The organism is Rasiella sp. SM2506, from assembly GCF_050859505.1.
In the GTDB taxonomy this organism is placed as follows: Bacteria; Bacteroidota; Bacteroidia; order Flavobacteriales; family Flavobacteriaceae; genus Marinirhabdus.
This window is the reverse complement of the sequence record NZ_CP193934.1, coordinates 387,485-407,079: the sequence shown is the minus strand read 5'-3', so window position 1 is coordinate 407,079 and position 19,595 is coordinate 387,485. Positions and strand designations below refer to the sequence as shown.

The following is a 19,595-nucleotide window of genomic DNA, read 5'->3' as shown; positions in this document are numbered from 1 at the left end:
TAGCAAAAATTTAATTATTGAGTGCCCAATCGTAGTCTTTATAGCGCACTTTAGCATTCGCCGAAATCTTTGTTTCTGAATATTGGTTTAGAAAATCAATCAGGCTTCCGTTTTGTTTGAAGTCTTTTGAAAACCAATTAAAAATTTTCGATACCTCAATACTAGTGGTAGTGAGGGTGTTTCGAGAGCCATCATTAATGAATCGTTTGGCAAGAAACGTTAGTTGGCTGTCTACTTTATCAGCAGTAAAAGCTTCATTGAGTAATGGCGGGCAAGAAAAAGAAGCACAGTTAATTCCGAAGTGAATTTTAGGTTCGTCCATTTTTCGAAGTATTTGATGTTCAATTTCGTCCAAGTTGTACCATTTGTCGCCCAGTTTCCAAAGACGTTGGTCCCACGGTTTGTCAATGTCTTTTATACTTTCTAAAGGTAAATTCCTTAAAATTAAATCTACCGTCATGGCATTATAGGCATTCATCCAATAGGCAAGTTTATCGTTTTTGGACCAGCTTTCGTTAGGCATATTTTTTCCTAAAGAAGCTATATAATCTCTAAGTGCCTTACTGTTCTTTCTGAAGCCTTCGTAGTTTACATTCCCTTTGTCTGAAACATATTTTTTTAATAAATTATTTAATTCAGCGTGATTAAATTTTTCAGTTTGTATAGGAGGTATAAATGCCTGGGGGTTAATTTCGACGATACTATCATTTTCAGTCATAGGCGGCGCTGTTTCCATATCTTTAATGGGTTGTGTAGTGCCTACTTTAGTTCCGGTTCCAACGGTAATTTCCACGCTATCTTGTTTTTTTTGAGGCGCAACACCAACGGTTGTAGTATTTGCTTTGCCTGATTTGGCAGCTTCCTTATTAACTTCTTTAGTGGTTTCACAGGAAGTTAGTAAAAGAGTTGTAAAGAGTATTGCTATATAATATTTCATAATCTTAAGTTCTAACAAGCGTTCAGTCGTAATTTATAACCTTTACTATCAAGATGTGTTCCATTGTTGTTGCAGTAGTTATGAATTCTTGTCATTGCTGGACAACGGATAGGCTTCTTGTTTAAAAAAATTTTGCGGAAATGTTTCGTCGCCGTCGAAACCCAATTCAATATCCCTGCCATTATGAGGAATATGATTTGTTTTAAACAAATAGTCCCATATGCTAAGCGTGAGACCATAGTTAACCCCATAGCGATGATTCGCTGGCAACTCCTTTGCGTGGTGCCAAATGTGCATTTTCGGGTTGTTGAAGATATATTTTAAAACTCCGTAGTCCCATCCTAAGTTGGCGTGGTTTAAGTGACCAACGGTTAACGCAAAAAAGTGAACTAAGGCAACATCGGTCACATCAAAGCCGCCAATGATTGCCAGTGGAATATACAATATAGATTTATACACCACAGGTTCCATCCAGTGATACCGAAGATGCGCAGCAAAGCCCATTTCTTTTACCGAATGATGTAGTTTGTGAAAGTTCCAGAGAAAGGGAACACGATGTAATAAGCGGTGGGTGTTCCATTGTACAAAATCTGAAATCACAAAAAACACTAACAATCCAATGCCGTAGGGTAGCGCATCAAGATCTACGAGCGTAAAATCTGAAACTTCTAAATTGAAAATACCCAATAGGTCATTAAAAAGAGCTTCTGTAGTATTGGATAAAAAAATTAAAACAATCAGATTCAGTAAAAAGAAGTTGAAAAACATATAAAAAGTATCCAGCCAAAAATCCTTACGAAACACTTTTTGATTTTTTCTCCAAGGAAAAAGTAATTCTAAGCCCCATACAAATAGCGAAACAATTATTAAACCATAGAAGTAGTTCTCCCAATGGAACGATGTAATTTCGTTTAATAAGTAATTAAAATACCCTTGGTAGGAATCCTTAAATATGTTGGTGTATTTTTCCATTTAATAAATTTGAAACGTCCTTAAGATCTCCCAAATTTGTCTTTTTTTATAAATTTAACTCAAAATTTTATCTAGCTGGGTATTTTTTCAAAAGATACCAAAAGCTCTTCTAAGAAAAAAAGATAGAAACTAGCAACATCCCCCGCCGTCATAATGAAACGTTGATTCGCTAAAATAAATATCATCTCTCCCTAATTTTTTTAATGCTTCAGCAGTTTTATCACAAATAGCTAAAGGCTGGTTTTTTAATAAAATATGACCTAGTTTGTCGTCAAAATAATCCTGATCCCCGTAGTAAATCGCTGCTTTTCCTGTGAAAATACAAGGGCCATCTTCGGGCATAGGGTCTTTAATCGCAGCTACTTCAATACTTTCAATATAGATAAGTTCGTCTGTGGGATAATTTTTTGGATCGAGGATTCGGTAGGGCTTGCGGGCTCTAATTTCTATAGTGCCAAACCCTACATCTGTCAATGCTTTTACATATTCGGCAATAGGGAGACTTCCACTTAGACATAAGGCGCGTAAACGATCATCGTTTCTCAATGTTTCATTCATTTCCTGTTCGCAAGTAGGGTCACTCATCACCAGTTTTCCATGAGGTTTAAGGACGCGGTACATTTCTTCTATGGCGCGTTTTAAATCTTCAGCCTTAAATATGTTGAAAAGACAATTTTGTGCTGCCACATCTATGGTGTTATCGTCCACGGGTAAATGTAATGCGTCTCCTTTTTTAAGGGCTACAAATTCACTTTTAAACCAATCGTTTTGAGCTTCAGCAATTTTGAAGTTTTTACGCGAAGCCTCTAGCATTTCATCTACTACATCTACACCAACCACGCCACCTTTTACACGATTGAAATAAGAGAATTGTAGTAATTCCATTCCACCTCCAACACCTACATAAAGCATTTTTGGATTGTTGGAAAGATCGCGTGCGTGTACAGTACTCCCACAGCCGTAATTCATTTCCTGCATGATTTTTGGGATTTTTAAACCTGGTAATTCCCAAACAGGATTAGTGGTACAGCAAAGCCCAACATCTGGGGTTAATGCAGCTTCTTTATAAACATCATGGGTAGTATCTAAATAACTCATATTTTTAAGTGTGCAACAGCAGTGTTTAGTTTGCAGGGGCTTCACTGCCTACTGCTGTTAATCACTGCCTAGTAATTTATAATTGTTTTATAAGTTCGGTAAAAAGTGTGATCATATCTGGCTCTGCTTTGCCCGCTTGCGCAATGATATCTGAAATATTTACAGGTTGTAAATTATCTGGATCGCACTCATCTGTCAACACCGAAATTGCCACAACAGGCAATCTTAAATGATTGGCGACAATTATCTCGGGAACGGTACTCATTCCAACAGCATCGGCTCCTATAATTTTCAAATACCGATACTCGGCACGTGTCTCTAACTGTGGGCCAACGACGCTTGCATACACTCCTTTGTGTAAATTGATATTGTGCTTTTTTGCAATGACTTCAATCTTTTTATTCATTTCTATGTCGTAAGGAGCACTCATGTCCACAAAGCGCTCGCCCAACTTTTCAACACCTTTTATGGCTAATGGAGAACCCCCTTGTAAGTTAATATGGTCGTCTATTAACATGAGCTCTCCTTTTTTAAAGGTGCTATTAATAGCGCCAGAGGCATTACTTACCAGTAATTGTTGAATTCCCAAGTGCTTCATTACGCGTACAGGGAAGGTTACATCCTGAAGTGAATAGCCTTCGTACACATGAAAGCGACCTTGCATCAAAATCACTTTTTTGCCACCTAAGGTTCCGTAAATTAGTTTACCCGTATGAAATTCTACGGTGGCTGTAGGGAAGTTAGGAATATGATTGTAGCTCATTTCGGCTTCAATTTCTACATCTTCTAAGATTTTACCGAGACCAGTTCCTAAAATAATTCCTATTTCAGGGGTGCCGAAGCCTCGTTGTTGTAAAAATTCTACTGCTTGTTTTATATATTTTTTCATATTGGTGTCCGTGTAAATAGATAGTTTTTTTCAAATTTATTACCCCGACCCTTAAGGGGTAAATTTGTTCTATGTGTACTTATTTTAAGAAAGCGCACCCTTTAGGGGTAAGGGGCTGCTTTTATTTTTTTATTGTGTTAGGTAAAAACTGCTGAAATACTTCTATATCCATAATGTCTTCATAATAATCTACATCATTTTTTTCGGCTAAAAGAGCCACGCTTTCGTCTTTCAAATCTGCCAAGGTTTCTTTTTGAACCGTTTCGGTACCCCACTTTTTATTTCTGAAAATATCAGGTTGTATAGTTTTCATTCCCAATAAATAATAGCCACCATCTTCTGCTGGGCCCAGGACAAAATTGTTGCTGGCTAATTTTCGAAATGCTTCGTCAATAGCTGCAGCAGTTATATCGTACATATCGCTTCCAATGATAATGGCTCTTTCGTAACCGAGCGCAAAAACCTCATTAAAAGCATTTTCCATACGTATTCCTAAATCGGAACCGTGTTGTGTTTTTTTACTGAAAGTAGCATCGTTCCAATAATCATTTTTTCTGCGTTCTTCAGAGTAATACACAAACTTATCTGCAATTACCTCTGTTGAAATTTTAACGGTATGGACAATTAGGAATTTATAAATCTCAAGTGCGGCTTCGTTCCCAATTGTTGCTGCTAATCGTGTTTTACACTTGCCTAGTTCTGGATTTCGGGTGAAAATAATAAGGGCATTTTTTGAGCTTGGGAAATGAAATACCTCCTTACCGTTGTCCTTGTTTTCTGTATTTTTTAAACCTAGTATGGGCATATTTTTAATTTAGAGATAGGAGTGTAGAGGTACAAATCATACAGCTGCTTATTCTGTGTTTTTAGTTAGTATTCTTCTCAAATACAGGAATTCCTTTCAATAGCCATTTACTCCACGCTTTTGAAAACGTATGGATACTATCGGTTTCTTTTTTGGCAGCATTTAGTGTAGGATATCCTTTGTTTTTCCATTCAAAGATGCCACCATAAAGGTTTTGAACGTTGGTATAGCCAGCTTTCTGTAATTTCTCACCTACTTCTTCGCTCCGTATTCCCAGAGAACAATACACTATAATAGGTTGTTCTTTATTGGTAATTTTTTCTGAAATTTCCTCTATCGAAAAGGCATTAAATCCTACACATTGTGCCCCTTCTATTGTACTTATATTGAATTCTATAGCCTCTCGTGCATCCAAAATCGTGATGTCTTCATTCATTTGAAGCGCGCGTAGTCCTTCCACCGAAATATAGGGAACACTTCGAGTGTTATAGGTTTCTAATAATTGATCCAACGATTTTTGAGCAACGCATTGAAACGACCCAATAAATAGTAGTATGTAAAGTAGTTTGTTCAAATTTAAAAGTTTTCAAAATTAGTGAACTTACAAGTGGATGCCAAACCCTTGTAAACCGCTTTCTACGGGCGGTAAAATTTCCGTATTATCCCAAATCCCCGTAATAATAGTTCGGGCGTATTCTTCTGGTAAAAGCCCATTTTGCATTAACAAGCTCGTTAATTTATGATGGTATCGAAAGCTAAAATGCTCAAAAGTTAATTTCCCGCCTTCGTCATTTAAAACAGCATACCAAACGTGTGGTTCACCGTCGTTGGCTGGCATTCCAATAACGCCTGGATTTATCCAGATTTTATCATTATTTTCATGATGAAATGGTAATCCGCAATGGCCGGCAATAATCACATCACTTTCAGTCGTATTAAAATTAGTTTGCTTTCGTTCCCAAGGGGTCGATTTATAGATAAATTCTGAAATATTTTCATATCCGCCGTGCAGCACCATCACTTTTTTTCCTGCATATCTAAACTGAATATGATCTGGCAAACCGCTAATGAAATCAATAGAATTTTTGGAAAGTTTACTTTGTGCGTACGGATACCACAATTGCGAAAAACTATCACAACGGGAGCCTTCCTTAAAATCGCAGCCACAATCTTCGGCTCCATCGCGAAGTTGTATTTCTACATTGCCCAAAATGCTCTGTGCTCCCCATAATTTAAAGAGTTGGATGGTTTCTTCGGGTTGGGCACAATAGCCTACCAAATCCCCAGTGCATAAACAGTTTTCTGGAGGAATGTTCAAATTCTCGGCAATAGATTTCAATCTTTCTAAGGCTTGTAAATTACTATATACGCCGCCAAAAAGCAATATTTTACCTGAAATGGAACCTATATTTATTATTTTTTTATCCACGATGGTACTACATATAAAATGATACAACTTAAAATCCCCCAAACATTCACCCACAGTAAATCTGCATATTTTCCATTGGTAAAAATTAACGCTTCGGGAAAAGCATTAAAGACTAATAAAAACCCAAAAAGTATACCACATAAAACACTGAGATAAAAACTTATCGGAGGTACTTTTTTATTCCAAAACATAAAAACAGGTGTTAAGCCAATTACCATAGTTCCTGAAATGGTGGTGGCGCTCAAAATTTCAGCATCTAAAAAAACGGGAATAGTTCCCAAAACAGCAATTGCCGCCATAGAGGCACGACCAAATGTGAGGTCGATTCCCATATTTAGATCTACTGAAAGTAATTTTGAAAAAGACGCAAACGTACTGTCTAACGTTGAAGCTGCCGATGTAATCATTATAAAATTAATGACCAATAGAATAATAACTCCGAAAGCTTTTCCCACTTCCACCGCCGCTTGCCCTGCCATTCCTTGACGCTGCGCATACACGCCAATTAAACTGAACAACACAATACAAATCGCACCCAGTAAACTTGCCCATAAAAAGCTCTTCCGCGTAACTTTTGGGGAGCTTAAAAACGCTCTATCGGTTAAAACAGGATCGTGAAACGGATAACTAAACGACTGAATAATGGCGGCAAAAAACAAATTAAGTCCCAACTCAAAACTCCAAACACCGCTTGTTACCGCTTCATTCACAGTGAATTCTTCGGCAGAAAAAATAGCGCCCAAAATTATTACAAGTAATACTGAAAATAGAACCATTTGTATGACATCAGTAAAAATAGAACTACTTAAACCACCCTTAATGGCGTATGCTAATGTTAATGCGGTAAACACCAAAATAGCCCAATAATAAGGAGCGCTTCCCTGTTCGCCAAAATAGCTTCCAATAACCATAGTATTACTCCATACTTCATTAAAAAGCCTAATAGCAATTAATATAGAGAATAAAGCCATCGCTCCTTTACCAAACTTACTGGTCAAAAAATGATGAATACTTTTAAAACCACCTTTTACACGTAACTGATACATTATAATACCCGCTACGGTAAAAGACAAATAATACCCAGCATAGGCCACGCCACCCACAATACCAAAATCGAGACCCAGATTGGCAGCATTCGTAATACTCTTGGCAAATATCCACGAGATTATCAAGCTTCCCGTAAGCCAAAGTGCACTGGGAGCTTTCTTTTTATGAGTTGCCTTAAAAAAAGCATCTGTGGTTTTGGCATAAGGAGATAGTAAAAATAGTATCAAACTCGATACTATTATTAATGCCCATTGCCAGATTTGTACATTCATATTTAATTTTTCAGAAGACTAAAAGACCCACGACCGTTCGCTTCGCTCACTACAAGAATCAAGATGATTTGTTTTTAATAAGTCGTGTTTCGTGTAGCGCCTTAAAGCGCGATCTTGGTTCAAAATGTCCTTTCTAATTTTCATCCCACCAAACAGGAACATTTACATCGTTTCCGTTGGTTGCATTCGCTGCTTGTTGGTAATTTTCTGCGTTTAATGCTTCTTCCTCTGCAGGGTATGGCATTCTTACTGGAATCAATCCGTTATTCAAACTTGCGGCTACAGGTAAAAATTCTGGGAAGCCAGTGCGTCTCCATTCTACCCAACCTTCATAACTGTTTATAATGTTTGCAATCCATTTTTGTGTCACAATTTGCTGAATGGGGGTTGTTCCTGTTGCAGTATATGCAGCAGGTCCTGTTAGGTAATCTACAGGTACTTCAGTTTGCCAGTAGTCAAAAGCTAACGCCACTCCAATTTCATATAAACGCTCAGCATCTGCTGAAATTAAACCTCTTTCGGCTGCTTCGGCCAGATTGAAAGCAGTTTCCCAAGCGGTTAAAAAGTTGGCGTCTATACTAGAGGTGTCTTCTCTAAATGCAGTTCCTGCTAAAGATAATTCAGCTAATTCAATAGAAGTACTCGAGGCGTCAATTCCATTTATCAACCCTTTAAACTCGGTTCCGCCGCTGCTTTCGGTAGGGCGGAAAAATTTATTAATGCGGGTGTCGTTCAGGTCTTTTAATATGCCTTCCATCGTTTCAGAAAGCACAAAATTGTTGAAATCGCCAATACGGAGTTGCGCCAATCTAAAGCTATTAGGATCTGTATTGGTGAAATTGAAAATAGCATTTTGTGAATTTTCAGTCAAATAATTACCAGTGTTAAATACGGCTTGCATTTCAGCTGAAACATCCACCTTACTCGATATACGTAGCAATGCTTTTATCTTTAACGAATTGGCAAAAGTTATCCAGGCGTCTAAATTACCGTCAAATAAAATATCGCCTTCCAAACCAATAACTCCGTTGTAATTAGTAATCGCTACAATTCCTTTGTCCAAATTATCCAAAATCCCACCGTCTTTCACATAAATATCCTCCTGTAAATCGTATTTGGGTGTAACAGTACCTCCAACTCCGTTAAATGCTTCTGAATACGGTACATCACCAAACAAATCGGTAAGTCCGGCGGTCATAAAAGCTTTTAAAATAAGTGCCGGCCCTTCGTACACTGCGAACGTTTCTACTTCGCGGGATTGCGTTAAAATAATTTCGTTGTCTCGCAAATTTGTGTAAAATACAGGCCACGGATTTCCACCCAATTGTGGTGATTTTAAGGCGTGACGGTCAAATAAGTTAAAATCTAGAGCTGTTCGGTGCTGTGATAACAAATCGCCAGCTACAAAGCCTTCGTAGCTCATCTCATCCCCAAAATTATAAAGTACCTGCCGCAATAATAAGCTAGGTTGTACGCTGTTTGGGTTGTTGGTATTTGTGTTTATGTCTTCAAAATCTTTGGTACAGCCCCACGCCACAATAACCAGGCAAAGTAGGCTGAATAATTTGTATGTTGTTTTCATAGTTATAGTTTTGGACGTTTTGAGCCAAGACCGTTCGCTTCGTTCTCTGCACAATCCACGGTTTCTTAGTGTCTTGTTTCTTGCAGTGCCTTTAGGCGCGGTCTTGTTTCTAACCGTCATTTTTTAAAAGTTAAGTCCTGCTTTAATTCCTATACTTCTGCTCGTTGCATAGCTTAAGTCTTCCACGCCACTTACAAATCCAGTGCCTTGTACGGCTAATTGTTCTGGATCGAAGTGTGGATTTTCAGTTATAGCAAATAAATTTCTTCCAATGAGCGATACTTTTAAATCTCCGCCTTCTTTTAATCCTAAAACACCTTCCTTAATGTCGAATGAATACCCAATGGAAAACTGGCGTAACTTCAAATACGAAGCATCGTAAATATTGTTTTCTTCGTGGTTTCTATCGTAAAACTGACGGTAATAGCTTTCTGCGGAAACGGCAACTGTATTGGGGGTGCCAGCTTCTGTAACACCATTAGCAACAATCCCTTCGATGGGGCGGTTTGCGGTTTCGGCCAATTGGCCTCCTACATTACCTAATGCTCGTGTTCTGGATACTATTTCGCCCCCTTGTCTCCAATCGAATAAAAAGCTTAAGTCCCATTTTTTATACTGAAACTCGTTGTTCCAACCCAACATAAAGTCTGGATTGTAGTTTCCTAGTTTTTGCAATTCGTTATTAGCAATATATTTTCCTTCAGAATCTATAATAAAATCTCCGTTTTCGTTACGCAAATATCCCGTTCCGTAAATGTCTCCTGTTTCGCCTCCTTCTTCAACCTGAAAAAACACAGTTTGGTTCGCACTATCGTAAATACGACTAAAGGCTAAGGTTAAGCGACCATCAGATTGTGGCAACTCTTCCACCACAGAGCGATTGGTGCTAAAGTTAAAAGTACTATTCCACGTAAAATTATTGGTTTTTACAGGCGTAATTCCTGTTACTATTTCCACACCTTGCGAACGTACTTTTCCGCCATTTACTACTTGCTGATTGTATCCCGAAGAAATTGCAATAGGTAATGAAATAATCTGGTCTTCGGTTAACGCATTGTAATAGGTTACGTCAAAATTAAGCCTGCTTTTAAATAGGCGAATGTCTGCGCCCACTTCGTATGAGGTTACTTGCTCGGGTCTTAAGTTTGAATTTGGAATTAAATTTTGGTCGCTAAAGGTAGGCTGTCCCAAAAACGGTGTTTGTGACACAAAAGCACCAGAAGTTTGATAGGCTCCAGTATCGTTACCAACTTGGGCAACACTTGCACGAATTTTTGCGAAAGAAATTGCTTTGGGTAATTGTGTAACTTCAGATAATACAAAACTTGCAGAGGCCGAAGGATAAAAGAACGAAGCGTCTGCTACTGAAAAAGGTGTTGCTAAAGCGCTGGACCAATCGTTACGCCCCGTAATATCTAAAAACAGAAAATCTTTATAGCCCAATTTTGCAATTCCGTACAGCGAGTTAATGCGTTTTTTGGAATCGAACTGAAATACTTCAATAGGCGATGCTGCATTATTTAAATTGAATATTCCTGGTTGTGCTAAATTTACAGTTTGAGATTGCTTGGCAGAAGCTATTTGATCCAACCGGTTGCCACCTGCTGAAATATCAAAACTAAAATCGCCAAAATCTTTTTTGTAATTCAGTAAAAAATCTGTGTTTACTTCACGATATACTACATCGTGCTCGGCATACCCTCCGCGCTGGAAACGATTGCTACTGAAGTTTCTTCTAAGTTGTCTTTTTTCCGAAGAGTAATCCATTCCAGTTCTTATGCTGATACTTAATTCTGGGGATAATTTTTGCGTTGCCGATATATTTCCGAAAACCCTATCTCGATTAAAACTATTTCGGTTTTCCAACAAAATAAAATACGGATTATCAAAAAATGTATAGTTGAAAGAATATTGCTGAACGCCCTCCAAACCTGGTTGCCAATAGTTGCGAAGCTTATCAATATTTAAAGAACGGGGTCCCCAAGCTACCAGAGAATAATTTACGTTTTCACTTCCATAGCCGTTAGAAGGGCGGTTGTCACTGCTGGAATTTATATAACTAATGGACGCATTTATTTTGGTTAAATCGCTAGGTTCAAAATGAAGTTTGGTGCTCACCGTTTGGCGGTCTAGATTTACGCCAGGAATAATAGATTCACTCCGCAAATCGGTAAAAGAAAGTCTATAATTTCCATTGCCAAAACCATTAGAAACCGATGCATTGTGAATGGTCGTAATTCCAGTTTGGTAGAAATCTTTCAAATTGTCTGGATGCGAATTGAAAGGGGTAGGAGTGATTGGTAAACCGCTATACAAAGCCGTGTCGCCACCGCGTACTATTGTGCCATCTGGCAATGTTACAGGGCTATCAAACTGTGGGACTAGGGTGCCAACATCCAGCCGTGGTCCCCATGAATAGGTAATATTATCGTTTAAACCACCACCAAGACCATCTACGTATGCAAACTCTCCGGAGTTTCCTTGCCCGTATTCATTCTGAAATTCGGGTAATTTAAAGGCTGTTTCAACAAAAAGAGATGAATTGATGCTAATGCCCAGTCCTTTACTGTTTTCACCATTTTTGGTTTCAATTACAATTACCCCGTTAGAGGCGCGTGTTCCATAGAGTGCAGCGGCACTAGGTCCTTTTAAGACGGTTACACTTCTAATATCATCCGGATTTACCTCCATGGCACCGTTTCCAAAGTCTATTTCCTGGAAACCTGCTGCTGCCTCATTCGTAAAATTGAAGACTGTTTGGTTGTTTATGGGTACTCCATCTACCACAAATAATGGGTTGTTATTACTGAAAGACGCTTCTCCGCGAATGGTAATTTTGGAAGAAGAACCAACGCCTGTAGCACCTTGTGAGATAGTAACCCCAGCCAGTTTTCCCGAAAGGTTGTCAAGAAAATTCACGGCTTTTACATCATTAATTTCTTCTTCTTTTAAGGATTGAACTGCATATCCCAGTTCTTTTTCTTCCCGTTTAATTCCCAGGGCAGTCACTACTATTTCATTTAACCCTTCCGCACTTTCAGTAAGTTTTACGAAAAGTTGTGTGCTGTTGCCTACAGTAAATTCTTGTGTTGTGAATCCTATAGCCGAAAACTGAAGCACAGCATTTTTAGCTGTAATTTTAATACTGAAATTTCCATCGGCATCTGCTGTAGTTCCATTAGTGGTGCTTACTTCTACCACACTAGCAAAGGAGATGGGTTCGTTATTCGTGACATTTTCTATAGTTCCGGTAATAGTAGTTTGTGATAAACCGAATGCTGAATATAACAGCAAAACGGCAATGTATAATTGCTTCATTAGTTAAATTAAAAATTAATTGAAAAGGTGAATGCCTTTCAATTTTAATGTAACTGAAAGGGCTACTTTAAATAGGAAGTATTACTGGAGAACCTTTATTGAAAGGTGATTGATTTTGGAATGATGCGGTAAGAAATAGATATATTGAAAAGAGTTGCGAGCTTCCAGAAATGATAGTCCGCAATAGTTGACGTATTGTTTTAGTAAGACTCCGGAAACTATTTAATATGGATTGAACATCCGAAACGGTGTCGATATCCTGAAGTATCTTCAGAAATACAACATGGGTCTTTTTTGCAGCAACCAAACGCGCAATGCTTTGTGTTAAGCGTGAAGTCTGCCACGGAAGCTTTAAAAATGTTTGTAAGTTAAACTGGGATTTATGCAGCCCCATTAGGTAATACCCACCATCTTTTGAAGGGCCCAAAACAATTTTTTGGGTCTCCAAGTGTTTAGCCGTTTTTAATAACTGGCTTGTTTGTAAATGTGGTGTGTCATTACCAATGGTAATAACATTTTCGTATCCCTTAGTATATACAGATTGAATAGCATTGGAATACCGTTCGCCAAATGTATTTCCAACTTGTTCTTTTTCAGAAAAAAGAAAATAAGGTAAACCTGTTTTTTGAACTTTCGCAATGGTTAGACGGTTTAATTCATCAAATAGCAATTGGGAGCTACGGAAAGGTTTCGAGATTCCTTCCTGTTGTGCCGAATTGGCGAAAATTAATATGGCAGTGGTCTTATTCACTAGTTAAAGTTCAAAACTCAAAATTTTTATGCGTTATTTTAAATTTAAAATTATTCTGCCACCGTTCCTTGGCAACTACTTCCTGCGCCTGCGGTGCATCCATAACAGTGTTGTGAAATCACAATATTTCTATCGTTTAAAAGATCTTCGTTATAATCGCGAATATGTTTTACTTTGCTCGCTACCGGCAATTCCAGCATTTGGTTGAAATCACAATCAAACAAATATCCGTCCCAACTTATAGAAATAGTATTGGTACACATTACATTTTCCACTGCAGCTGGATTGTATGCATCTACTAGTTGGTACATATAATCTTCATAGTTTTCGGAAGCTATTAAATAATCTAAAAATCGTGCGATTGGTAAATTAGTAATAGCAAATAAGCTATGAAATTGAATTCCGAAATCTTCCAGCAATGCTTTTTTGAAATCTTTTTCCATACTCGCCTGGTCACCTGGTAAAAAAGCGCCACTTGGGTTGTATACCAAATCTAAGCGTAAATCGCTGCCTGGCATTCCGTAGCCACGCTCGTTAAGTTCTTGCAACGCTTTAATAGACATATCAAAAACGCCTTCGCCACGTTGCTTGTCGGTTTTCCCTCTGGTCCAGTGCGGCATTGAACTCACTACATGTACGTTGTGTTTTTTGAAAAAATCGGGTAGGTCATAATACTTTTTATTAGCTCTAATAATAGTTAGATTACTACGAACGATAAAATCTTTAATCCCTGCTTTACTGGCTTCCTCTACAAAACGTTTAAAATGAGGATTCATTTCTGGTGCGCCACCAGTAAGGTCTAGCGTATGTGCACCTGTGTTTCGAATAACATCTAAACATTGCTCCATGGTTTCCCAGGTCATAATTTCCTTACGATCTGGGCCTGCATCTACGTGGCAGTGTTCGCAAACCTGATTGCACATATAGCCCACATTAATCTGTAGAATTTCCAGTTTTTTAGGACGTAATGGAAAGTGATTTGTAGTTTCCTTTATTTTTTTAGCAAACGTAGGTAGCTCCCCATTTTTAAAAATCCCGTTGGACAGAATTTCTAATTGTCGGTTAGATTGAGCGAGATCACTATCGCGTTTGTGTAAGCTTTGTGTTTTTAGTTTTCCCATGTAATAGTACGAATTACGGTTGACGAGGTATGAATTATAAAAACTCGTTCTGTAATTTAATATTTGATTTTTGGAATTTTATTGACTTGGAATTTGATATGTTATCCGTCTAATTTGTTTACTTTATTCATCATCATAACTCCGTGGACTAGCGTTGCACCACTTTTAATGGCGGCGCCAGCGTGTATGGCTTCCATCATTTCTTCTTTGGTCACGCCTCGTTGTAAAGCATCTTTGGTATATGCGTCTATACAATACGGGCATTGCTCTGTGTGGGCAACGGCTAATGCAATCAACGATTTTTCTCGGGCTGTGAGAGCGCCTTCTTCGAATACTTTTCCGTAATAGTCGAAAAATTTGTTACCAAGTTCTTCTCCCCACTCTGTTATAGTACCAAATTTACGAAGGTCTTTAGGATCGTAGTATGACATGTTTTTTTAGTTAGATTAATATGTACGAAAGAAAAATTTGTTTGGTTTTTAGTCGCGTAAATATAACAAAGTAGTCTTGGTATCACGGAAACCTTACGAAAGATTTGTGAAAAATTGAAATGAAGCTGAAACCAGGTAATTTTTCTAAGACACAGTGAATTAAAATACCGAGGTTATAAAATTTTAGCCAATGCATAAATTATTTGTTTGAATTTATAATACAGCTTACAATTTGTAGGCCTTGGCACTTGTAAAGCTTTGTTAAAATTTCTTCAGTAAAAAAGAAGCTCTGGTCATTCGTCTATTTTTGCTGAAAATTTAATAGTATGAAAACTTTTGCTGAAAATTTTAGGAAGAAGCTATTTCCATTTTTGTGTTTTGTGACGGTGATAATGGTCGCTCAGACTACTAAAATTCCAACAGCTTTTAAAGAATATTACCCAATAGCACAGCGATCCTATCTATCGGGTGGTTTTGGTAATAATGAGTATGAACAAATACTTCTTGATACTAAGCCATCTGTTTATTACAGTTTTTTTAATAATATAAGAAAAGCGATAACAGCCGATGAAAAAACACCTGGGTATGCTGCCTATTTAACCTTTCAGCCACAATTCAGAATTTATAACGAAGAATCGCGCCCAGTAAAAACACCATCCTATAAAATTTTAGCGGGTTGGCAACCCATAATCGTTACTTCCAACGACAACTTTTTAACTTTGGCGATAGAATCTGGTCACTATAGTAATGGACAATCCAACAGCGCTTTTAGTGCTGAATTTGAAGACGAAAGCCCAGAAGGTCAGGCAGTTTACGAAACCATTACAGATACTACTAATCTTGCTGGGATCTTAAACCGAAAAACCGGTAATTTTTCTGTCAATCTTACACGTATTTCCTTTAATTACAGACAGAATAAATTTATAGATGAGGTTATCCCAAAGCGAATACATAGCTACACGCTTACATACCAACTATACCACGATAAATTTTTCGGTTTCATTGATTTTGGAGGGTATAATCCAAAGGATGTTGGTATTTTTGGGAGACACCGTATCGAGGCTAATTACGAGTTTACCTTTTACTGGAAAGGAATGCGATTGGTGGCTGGACAAGATGTTTTCCTTCAATTGGGTGCGCATCCTTCTGTTACACCCTATCGCTCCCAGACCAAATTAATTGTACATCCTTGGAACACCGATTTAGGATTTTTCGGTCAGTTCGATTTTGGCTTTGACGATTACAATTATCGTTTTGTTGATGATTTTCCTAGATTCTCAATAGGAATTTCTTGGGATTGGTTTACACCATTTTTGTTGGAATCAAAAAATAAATAGACTTCCAAATCCTTCCGAAGAAAGTAAATTTATTTTTAGTCAAACGTATACGCTACACCAGTGGTAAATTCGTATTGCGAATTTGGAATACCTACAGCAGGAAAAGCATCATACACAAAAGTATGGCTAAGCGCTACCGAAAAATTAGTAAAAAGCCCAACCAAAAGTGAACTTTGGCTGGAGATGCGATAATCACTCACGTCTCTAAAAAGTGGCTGGTAATATGTTGTGCTAATGATACTCACATGTTCTGAGGGGTAAAAACTGAAAGAGACGTAAGAGCTACCTCTAAAACTTCTCTGTATAGGTGTTACTCCATCTGTTACTTCCTCATATTCGTACATAGCAGAGGTGCCCAGGTAGAATTTATATTTTTCAGAATTGGTGAGTTTAAACCTAGGTCCCGTGCCTACGAGCCCTCTAAATTCTATCAGGTTAATTTTATTATATTGCCCTTGTGTATAGACTTCCCAGGCAATTCCTGGATGAAACCGATAGTTGTAACGCAAGTGTGAGATAAGACTGTTTTCAAATTTTTCACCTTCAATCTTCTGAAAATTCACGTCGTTTTTGAATAGGGCGAGGTGGTTTTTATTTTTATACTGAAGATGAATGTCGCTTCCCAAAGTGATAAAATCATTTACATTTCTTTTTAAAGCAAAATTTACACTCGCCGCACCCGAAAATCCTGAGGTATCAGTCACTTTTCTAAGTGATTCTGCATTCAAAATCTGTGCACTGCCATAAGTAGTTGCACACAATAGCGTTAGTAACAATAACTTTCTCATAATTGTGATAACATTAATAAGTTGTAAAGGTACTGTTTAGGGCTTAAAATGTACATTTGCGGCATAAAATTATGGACTGTGTTAAAGTTTTGTTTAAATTTTAGTTTCAAACACTAAACTGAAGTATATTTAGTTCTCATAACAAGAAAACTGAGACAAGTTCCAACCTTTAAAATACAAGTACATGGATATCATAAACGAAGCCTTGCAATTTGAGCAAGAGAAACTTACCTTCAAGACCACAAGCGATAGAATTAAAGCAAGCCGTAAAGCAAAAGAATTAATTTTGGGCATTAACGAAGTATATAAGGAAAGTAAAGATGCGACCTTAATGGATTTAATGAAGCGTCTTACCGTTATAAAACAAAAAATTGAGAAACGATTAAAAGGTCGTGCACTGGCAGCCTAGTGGTTGCACTCAAAAATATAAACCGAAACAAAATTGTTTCGGTTTTTTTTATAAATAAATTTTGCCATACTTAAAATAAACTTATATTTGCACCCGCTTTAAGCAGGTACCTTAGCTCAGTTGGTAGAGCAATGGACTGAAAATCCATGTGTCCCTGGTTCGATTCCTGGAGGTACCACAAAATTTTCCGCAACTATCTTTTTAGTAAGATGTTGCGGATTTTTTGTTTTGTAACAACTACATCCTCAATCAATTGGCTCCCATTAATTCATAAAAATTATTTAGATAGGATTAGAAAGAAATGATTTTACAAAAAACCCATTTTTTGAAATTTATAAAATGGCGTTATATTTGTAATACATTTATAGTATAAGACATTTACTTTTAAATAGATGAAATATTTACACACTTTAGTACTGCTTGCTTGCTTTCTTAGTATAACCACTATTTCTCAAAACACACCCGCTACTTCACAAATACGAAGTGCCACTAAAGCTGCAAAACTTTCAAAAGATAATCAGTCCAAGACTGTTGCTATTGAGAATCTTTCTTTTATTAAAATTTCAGAAAACAAAAAGAAGACCTATGTCGTAATTTTTCTGGGAACAGATTGTCCCATCTCCCAAAAGTACGTGCATACTTTAAGAGAAATGCACACGAACTATGCTAACGATATAACACTGTTTGGCATTGTGCCTAATAATTTTTCAGACAAAAAAATTTCAGCTTTTAAAAATGATTTTAAAATTCCATTTGAAATTTTAAGAGATGCTGATAATAAATTTGCCAAAGAGTTTAATGCCACCGTTACCCCGGAAAGTTTTTTATTTGACAGTAATGGAATTGTATATTATGACGGAGCGATCGATGATTGGTTTTATGCGTTGGGAAGAAACAAATTAAAACCAAACAACACTTATTTAATAAATGCTATTGAAGACCTTATTAACGGCCGCCCCATCCTAGCTAACCACATTGACGCAATTGGCTGTTTTATTGAAATGGAAAAATAATGACTATAAAGAATCTCCTACTACTTACAGTACTACTAGTATCAATACATATTGCAGTTGCTCAAAAAACAACCTATTATGGCGAAGTTGAAAGTATTATTAATACAAATTGTGCGTCGTGTCATAAACCAAATGGATACGGTCCCTTCTCACTAACAAATTATAGCGAAGTAAAAAGTAAAGGCTCCTTTATTGCACACGTAGTGGAGACAAAATATATGCCTCCTTGGAAGGCCGACCGAGACTTTAGATCTTTTAAAAACGAACGAGGTCTTACCGATGAAGAAATTAATACCCTAAAACAATGGTTAGCCGATGGAATGCCCAAAGGCAAAAGAAAAGGTAAGCCTACACCCATCCCAGATAACTTAGAAAACCGAAAACCAGATTTAGTGCTTGAAATGATAGCGCCATACGAATTGTCTAACGAAAGTATTGAAGATTACCGTTTTTTCAATATTCCTTCCCATCTAAAAAAAGACACGTATATAGAGTCTATTGCATTTATTGCGGGAAACAAGAGACAGGTACACCACAGCAGAGTGATGATTGACACCACTAATATTATTCGGGGTATTAATGGACTTTCTGAATTTGACCCGAAAGCCTTGGCATTTCAGAAAAACCCTCTTGCAGATGAATTTCTTTATGGTTGGGTGCCAGGAAATTTACCCGTTTTATATCCTCCCAAAACAGGCAAAAAAATTTATGCGAATTCCGATTTTATATTAAATATCCACTATGCTCCATCTTCCATCAAACAAGAAGATCTCTCGAAAATTGAATTGTATTTCGCAAAGGAAAAAGTAGAACACGAAATAAAAACATTGGCAATAACCGAAAAAGATATCTCCAACAAACCCTTTTATATAAAGGCGAATAGGAAGCCAATTTTCTATGTAAGCTATGTAATAAAAGAGGAAATGAACCTCGTTTCGGTCCTGCCACATATGCATTATTTAGGAAAAAGTTTTAAAGCCAGAGCCATAACTCCAGATGGAAAGGAAATACCATTAATTAAAATTGATGATTGGGATTTTAATTGGCAAACGTCCTACTTATATAAGGAGCCTGTTTTGTTGCCAAAGGGGACCAGAATTTTATCCGAAGCAACGTACGACAATACCCAGGAAAACCCCCGAAACCCTAATTCTCCAGCAAAAGATGTTGGTCTGGGGTGGAACTCTACAGACGAAATGATGAATCTAATTTTTTATTACTATTAGTGTAGGTAATCCGTTAGTGTTCATTGCTGTTATCATATATTTATTAAAATAAGGCAAAATTTAAAATTAATTGAAGGACCTTGAAAGTAAAGCCTCTTTTTTATGCCTACTATAAAAGAGTTTGGGTAGAAATGGAATTATTTGCAAGGTCAATTTGTATTTTTGCAATT

The 19,595-nt window shown here is 37.3% G+C and carries 18 protein-coding genes and 1 tRNA gene; 5 read left to right on the top strand and 14 right to left on the bottom strand.

The annotated features are described in order from the left end of the window. Window positions 1–10: 10 nt before the first annotated feature. The 13 genes from ACQ2HF_RS01945 to ACQ2HF_RS01885 all read right to left on the bottom strand — a co-directional run bounded on the left by ACQ2HF_RS01945 (window position 11) and on the right by ACQ2HF_RS01885 (window position 14,652). Window positions 11–937 (bottom strand): DUF547 domain-containing protein, encoded by a 927-nt coding sequence (locus tag ACQ2HF_RS01945; protein WP_432411832.1) that lies wholly within the window; start codon window positions 935–937, stop codon window positions 11–13. Window positions 938–1,015: 78 nt separating this feature from the next. Further along, window positions 1,016–1,909 (bottom strand): sterol desaturase family protein, encoded by an 894-nt coding sequence (locus tag ACQ2HF_RS01940; RefSeq protein WP_432411831.1) that lies wholly within the window; start codon window positions 1,907–1,909, stop codon window positions 1,016–1,018. A 129-nt stretch (window positions 1,910–2,038) separates the two neighbouring features. Next, window positions 2,039–3,007 (bottom strand): arsenosugar biosynthesis arsenite methyltransferase ArsM, encoded by a 969-nt coding sequence (arsM, locus tag ACQ2HF_RS01935; protein ID WP_432411830.1) that lies wholly within the window; start codon window positions 3,005–3,007, stop codon window positions 2,039–2,041. A 76-nt stretch (window positions 3,008–3,083) separates the two neighbouring features. After that, window positions 3,084–3,896, bottom strand: coding sequence for a purine-nucleoside phosphorylase (locus ACQ2HF_RS01930; protein ID WP_432411829.1), 813 nt, complete (start codon window positions 3,894–3,896; stop codon window positions 3,084–3,086). Window positions 3,897–4,017: 121 nt separating this feature from the next. Beyond that, window positions 4,018–4,701 carry a TIGR04282 family arsenosugar biosynthesis glycosyltransferase gene (locus tag ACQ2HF_RS01925; RefSeq protein ID WP_432411828.1) on the bottom strand — a complete coding sequence of 228 codons (684 nt, stop codon included), beginning with the start codon at window positions 4,699–4,701 and terminating at the stop codon, window positions 4,018–4,020. A 61-nt stretch (window positions 4,702–4,762) separates the two neighbouring features. Continuing rightward, window positions 4,763–5,275, bottom strand: a complete 513-nt coding sequence (locus ACQ2HF_RS01920) for a rhodanese-like domain-containing protein (protein ID WP_432411827.1) — start codon at window positions 5,273–5,275, stop codon at window positions 4,763–4,765. Between the two features lie 27 nt (window positions 5,276–5,302). After that, window positions 5,303–6,130, bottom strand: coding sequence for a metallophosphoesterase family protein (locus tag ACQ2HF_RS01915; protein WP_432411826.1), 828 nt, complete (start codon window positions 6,128–6,130; stop codon window positions 5,303–5,305). After that, window positions 6,115–7,449 carry a sodium:solute symporter family transporter gene (locus tag ACQ2HF_RS01910; protein WP_432411825.1) on the bottom strand — a complete coding sequence of 445 codons (1,335 nt, stop codon included), beginning with the start codon at window positions 7,447–7,449 and terminating at the stop codon, window positions 6,115–6,117. Before ACQ2HF_RS01910 ends, ACQ2HF_RS01915 begins: the two co-directional genes overlap by 16 nt. A 133-nt stretch (window positions 7,450–7,582) precedes the next feature. After that, window positions 7,583–9,031 (bottom strand): SusD/RagB family nutrient-binding outer membrane lipoprotein, encoded by a 1,449-nt coding sequence (locus ACQ2HF_RS01905; protein ID WP_432411824.1) that lies wholly within the window; start codon window positions 9,029–9,031, stop codon window positions 7,583–7,585. A 123-nt stretch (window positions 9,032–9,154) separates the two neighbouring features. Continuing rightward, the gene (locus ACQ2HF_RS01900; RefSeq protein WP_432411823.1) at window positions 9,155–12,349 is read right to left on the bottom strand and encodes a SusC/RagA family TonB-linked outer membrane protein; all 3,195 of its coding nucleotides are present in this window, start codon (window positions 12,347–12,349) and stop codon (window positions 9,155–9,157) included. Between the two features lie 67 nt (window positions 12,350–12,416). Continuing rightward, window positions 12,417–13,100 (bottom strand): TIGR04282 family arsenosugar biosynthesis glycosyltransferase, encoded by a 684-nt coding sequence (locus tag ACQ2HF_RS01895; protein ID WP_432411822.1) that lies wholly within the window; start codon window positions 13,098–13,100, stop codon window positions 12,417–12,419. Between the two features lie 50 nt (window positions 13,101–13,150). Then, complete coding sequence (arsS, locus tag ACQ2HF_RS01890) at window positions 13,151–14,221, bottom strand: arsenosugar biosynthesis radical SAM (seleno)protein ArsS (RefSeq protein WP_432411821.1); 1,071 nt, start codon at window positions 14,219–14,221, stop codon at window positions 13,151–13,153. Between the two features lie 101 nt (window positions 14,222–14,322). Beyond that, window positions 14,323–14,652: an arsenosugar biosynthesis-associated peroxidase-like protein gene (locus ACQ2HF_RS01885; protein WP_432411820.1), complete on the bottom strand. Its 330-nt coding sequence runs from the start codon at window positions 14,650–14,652 to the stop codon at window positions 14,323–14,325. A gap of 326 nt (window positions 14,653–14,978) precedes the next feature. Here ACQ2HF_RS01885 and ACQ2HF_RS01880 point away from each other — a divergent pair, with 326 nt between their 5' ends. Further along, the gene (locus ACQ2HF_RS01880; RefSeq protein WP_432411819.1) at window positions 14,979–15,989 is read left to right on the top strand and encodes a hypothetical protein; all 1,011 of its coding nucleotides are present in this window, start codon (window positions 14,979–14,981) and stop codon (window positions 15,987–15,989) included. Window positions 15,990–16,024: 35 nt separating this feature from the next. On the opposite strand, the gene ACQ2HF_RS01875 is transcribed toward ACQ2HF_RS01880, so the two are convergent. Next, complete coding sequence (locus ACQ2HF_RS01875) at window positions 16,025–16,777, bottom strand: DUF481 domain-containing protein (protein WP_432411818.1); 753 nt, start codon at window positions 16,775–16,777, stop codon at window positions 16,025–16,027. A gap of 184 nt (window positions 16,778–16,961) precedes the next feature. On the opposite strand from ACQ2HF_RS01875, the gene ACQ2HF_RS01870 reads away from it, so the two are divergent. The 4 genes from ACQ2HF_RS01870 to ACQ2HF_RS01855 all read left to right on the top strand — a co-directional run bounded on the left by ACQ2HF_RS01870 (window position 16,962) and on the right by ACQ2HF_RS01855 (window position 19,425). Beyond that, on the top strand, window positions 16,962–17,186 hold the full coding sequence (locus ACQ2HF_RS01870; RefSeq protein WP_432411817.1) for a hypothetical protein: 225 nt from the start codon (window positions 16,962–16,964) through the stop codon (window positions 17,184–17,186). 105 nt (window positions 17,187–17,291) lie between these two features. Continuing rightward, a tRNA-Phe gene (locus ACQ2HF_RS01865) sits at window positions 17,292–17,364 on the top strand. A 214-nt stretch (window positions 17,365–17,578) separates the two neighbouring features. Further along, window positions 17,579–18,199, top strand: coding sequence for a redoxin domain-containing protein (locus ACQ2HF_RS01860; protein ID WP_432411816.1), 621 nt, complete (start codon window positions 17,579–17,581; stop codon window positions 18,197–18,199). Continuing rightward, window positions 18,199–19,425 carry a hypothetical protein gene (locus ACQ2HF_RS01855; protein ID WP_432411815.1) on the top strand — a complete coding sequence of 409 codons (1,227 nt, stop codon included), beginning with the start codon at window positions 18,199–18,201 and terminating at the stop codon, window positions 19,423–19,425. Before ACQ2HF_RS01860 ends, ACQ2HF_RS01855 begins: the two co-directional genes overlap by 1 nt. The last annotated feature ends 170 nt before the right edge of the window (window positions 19,426–19,595 follow it).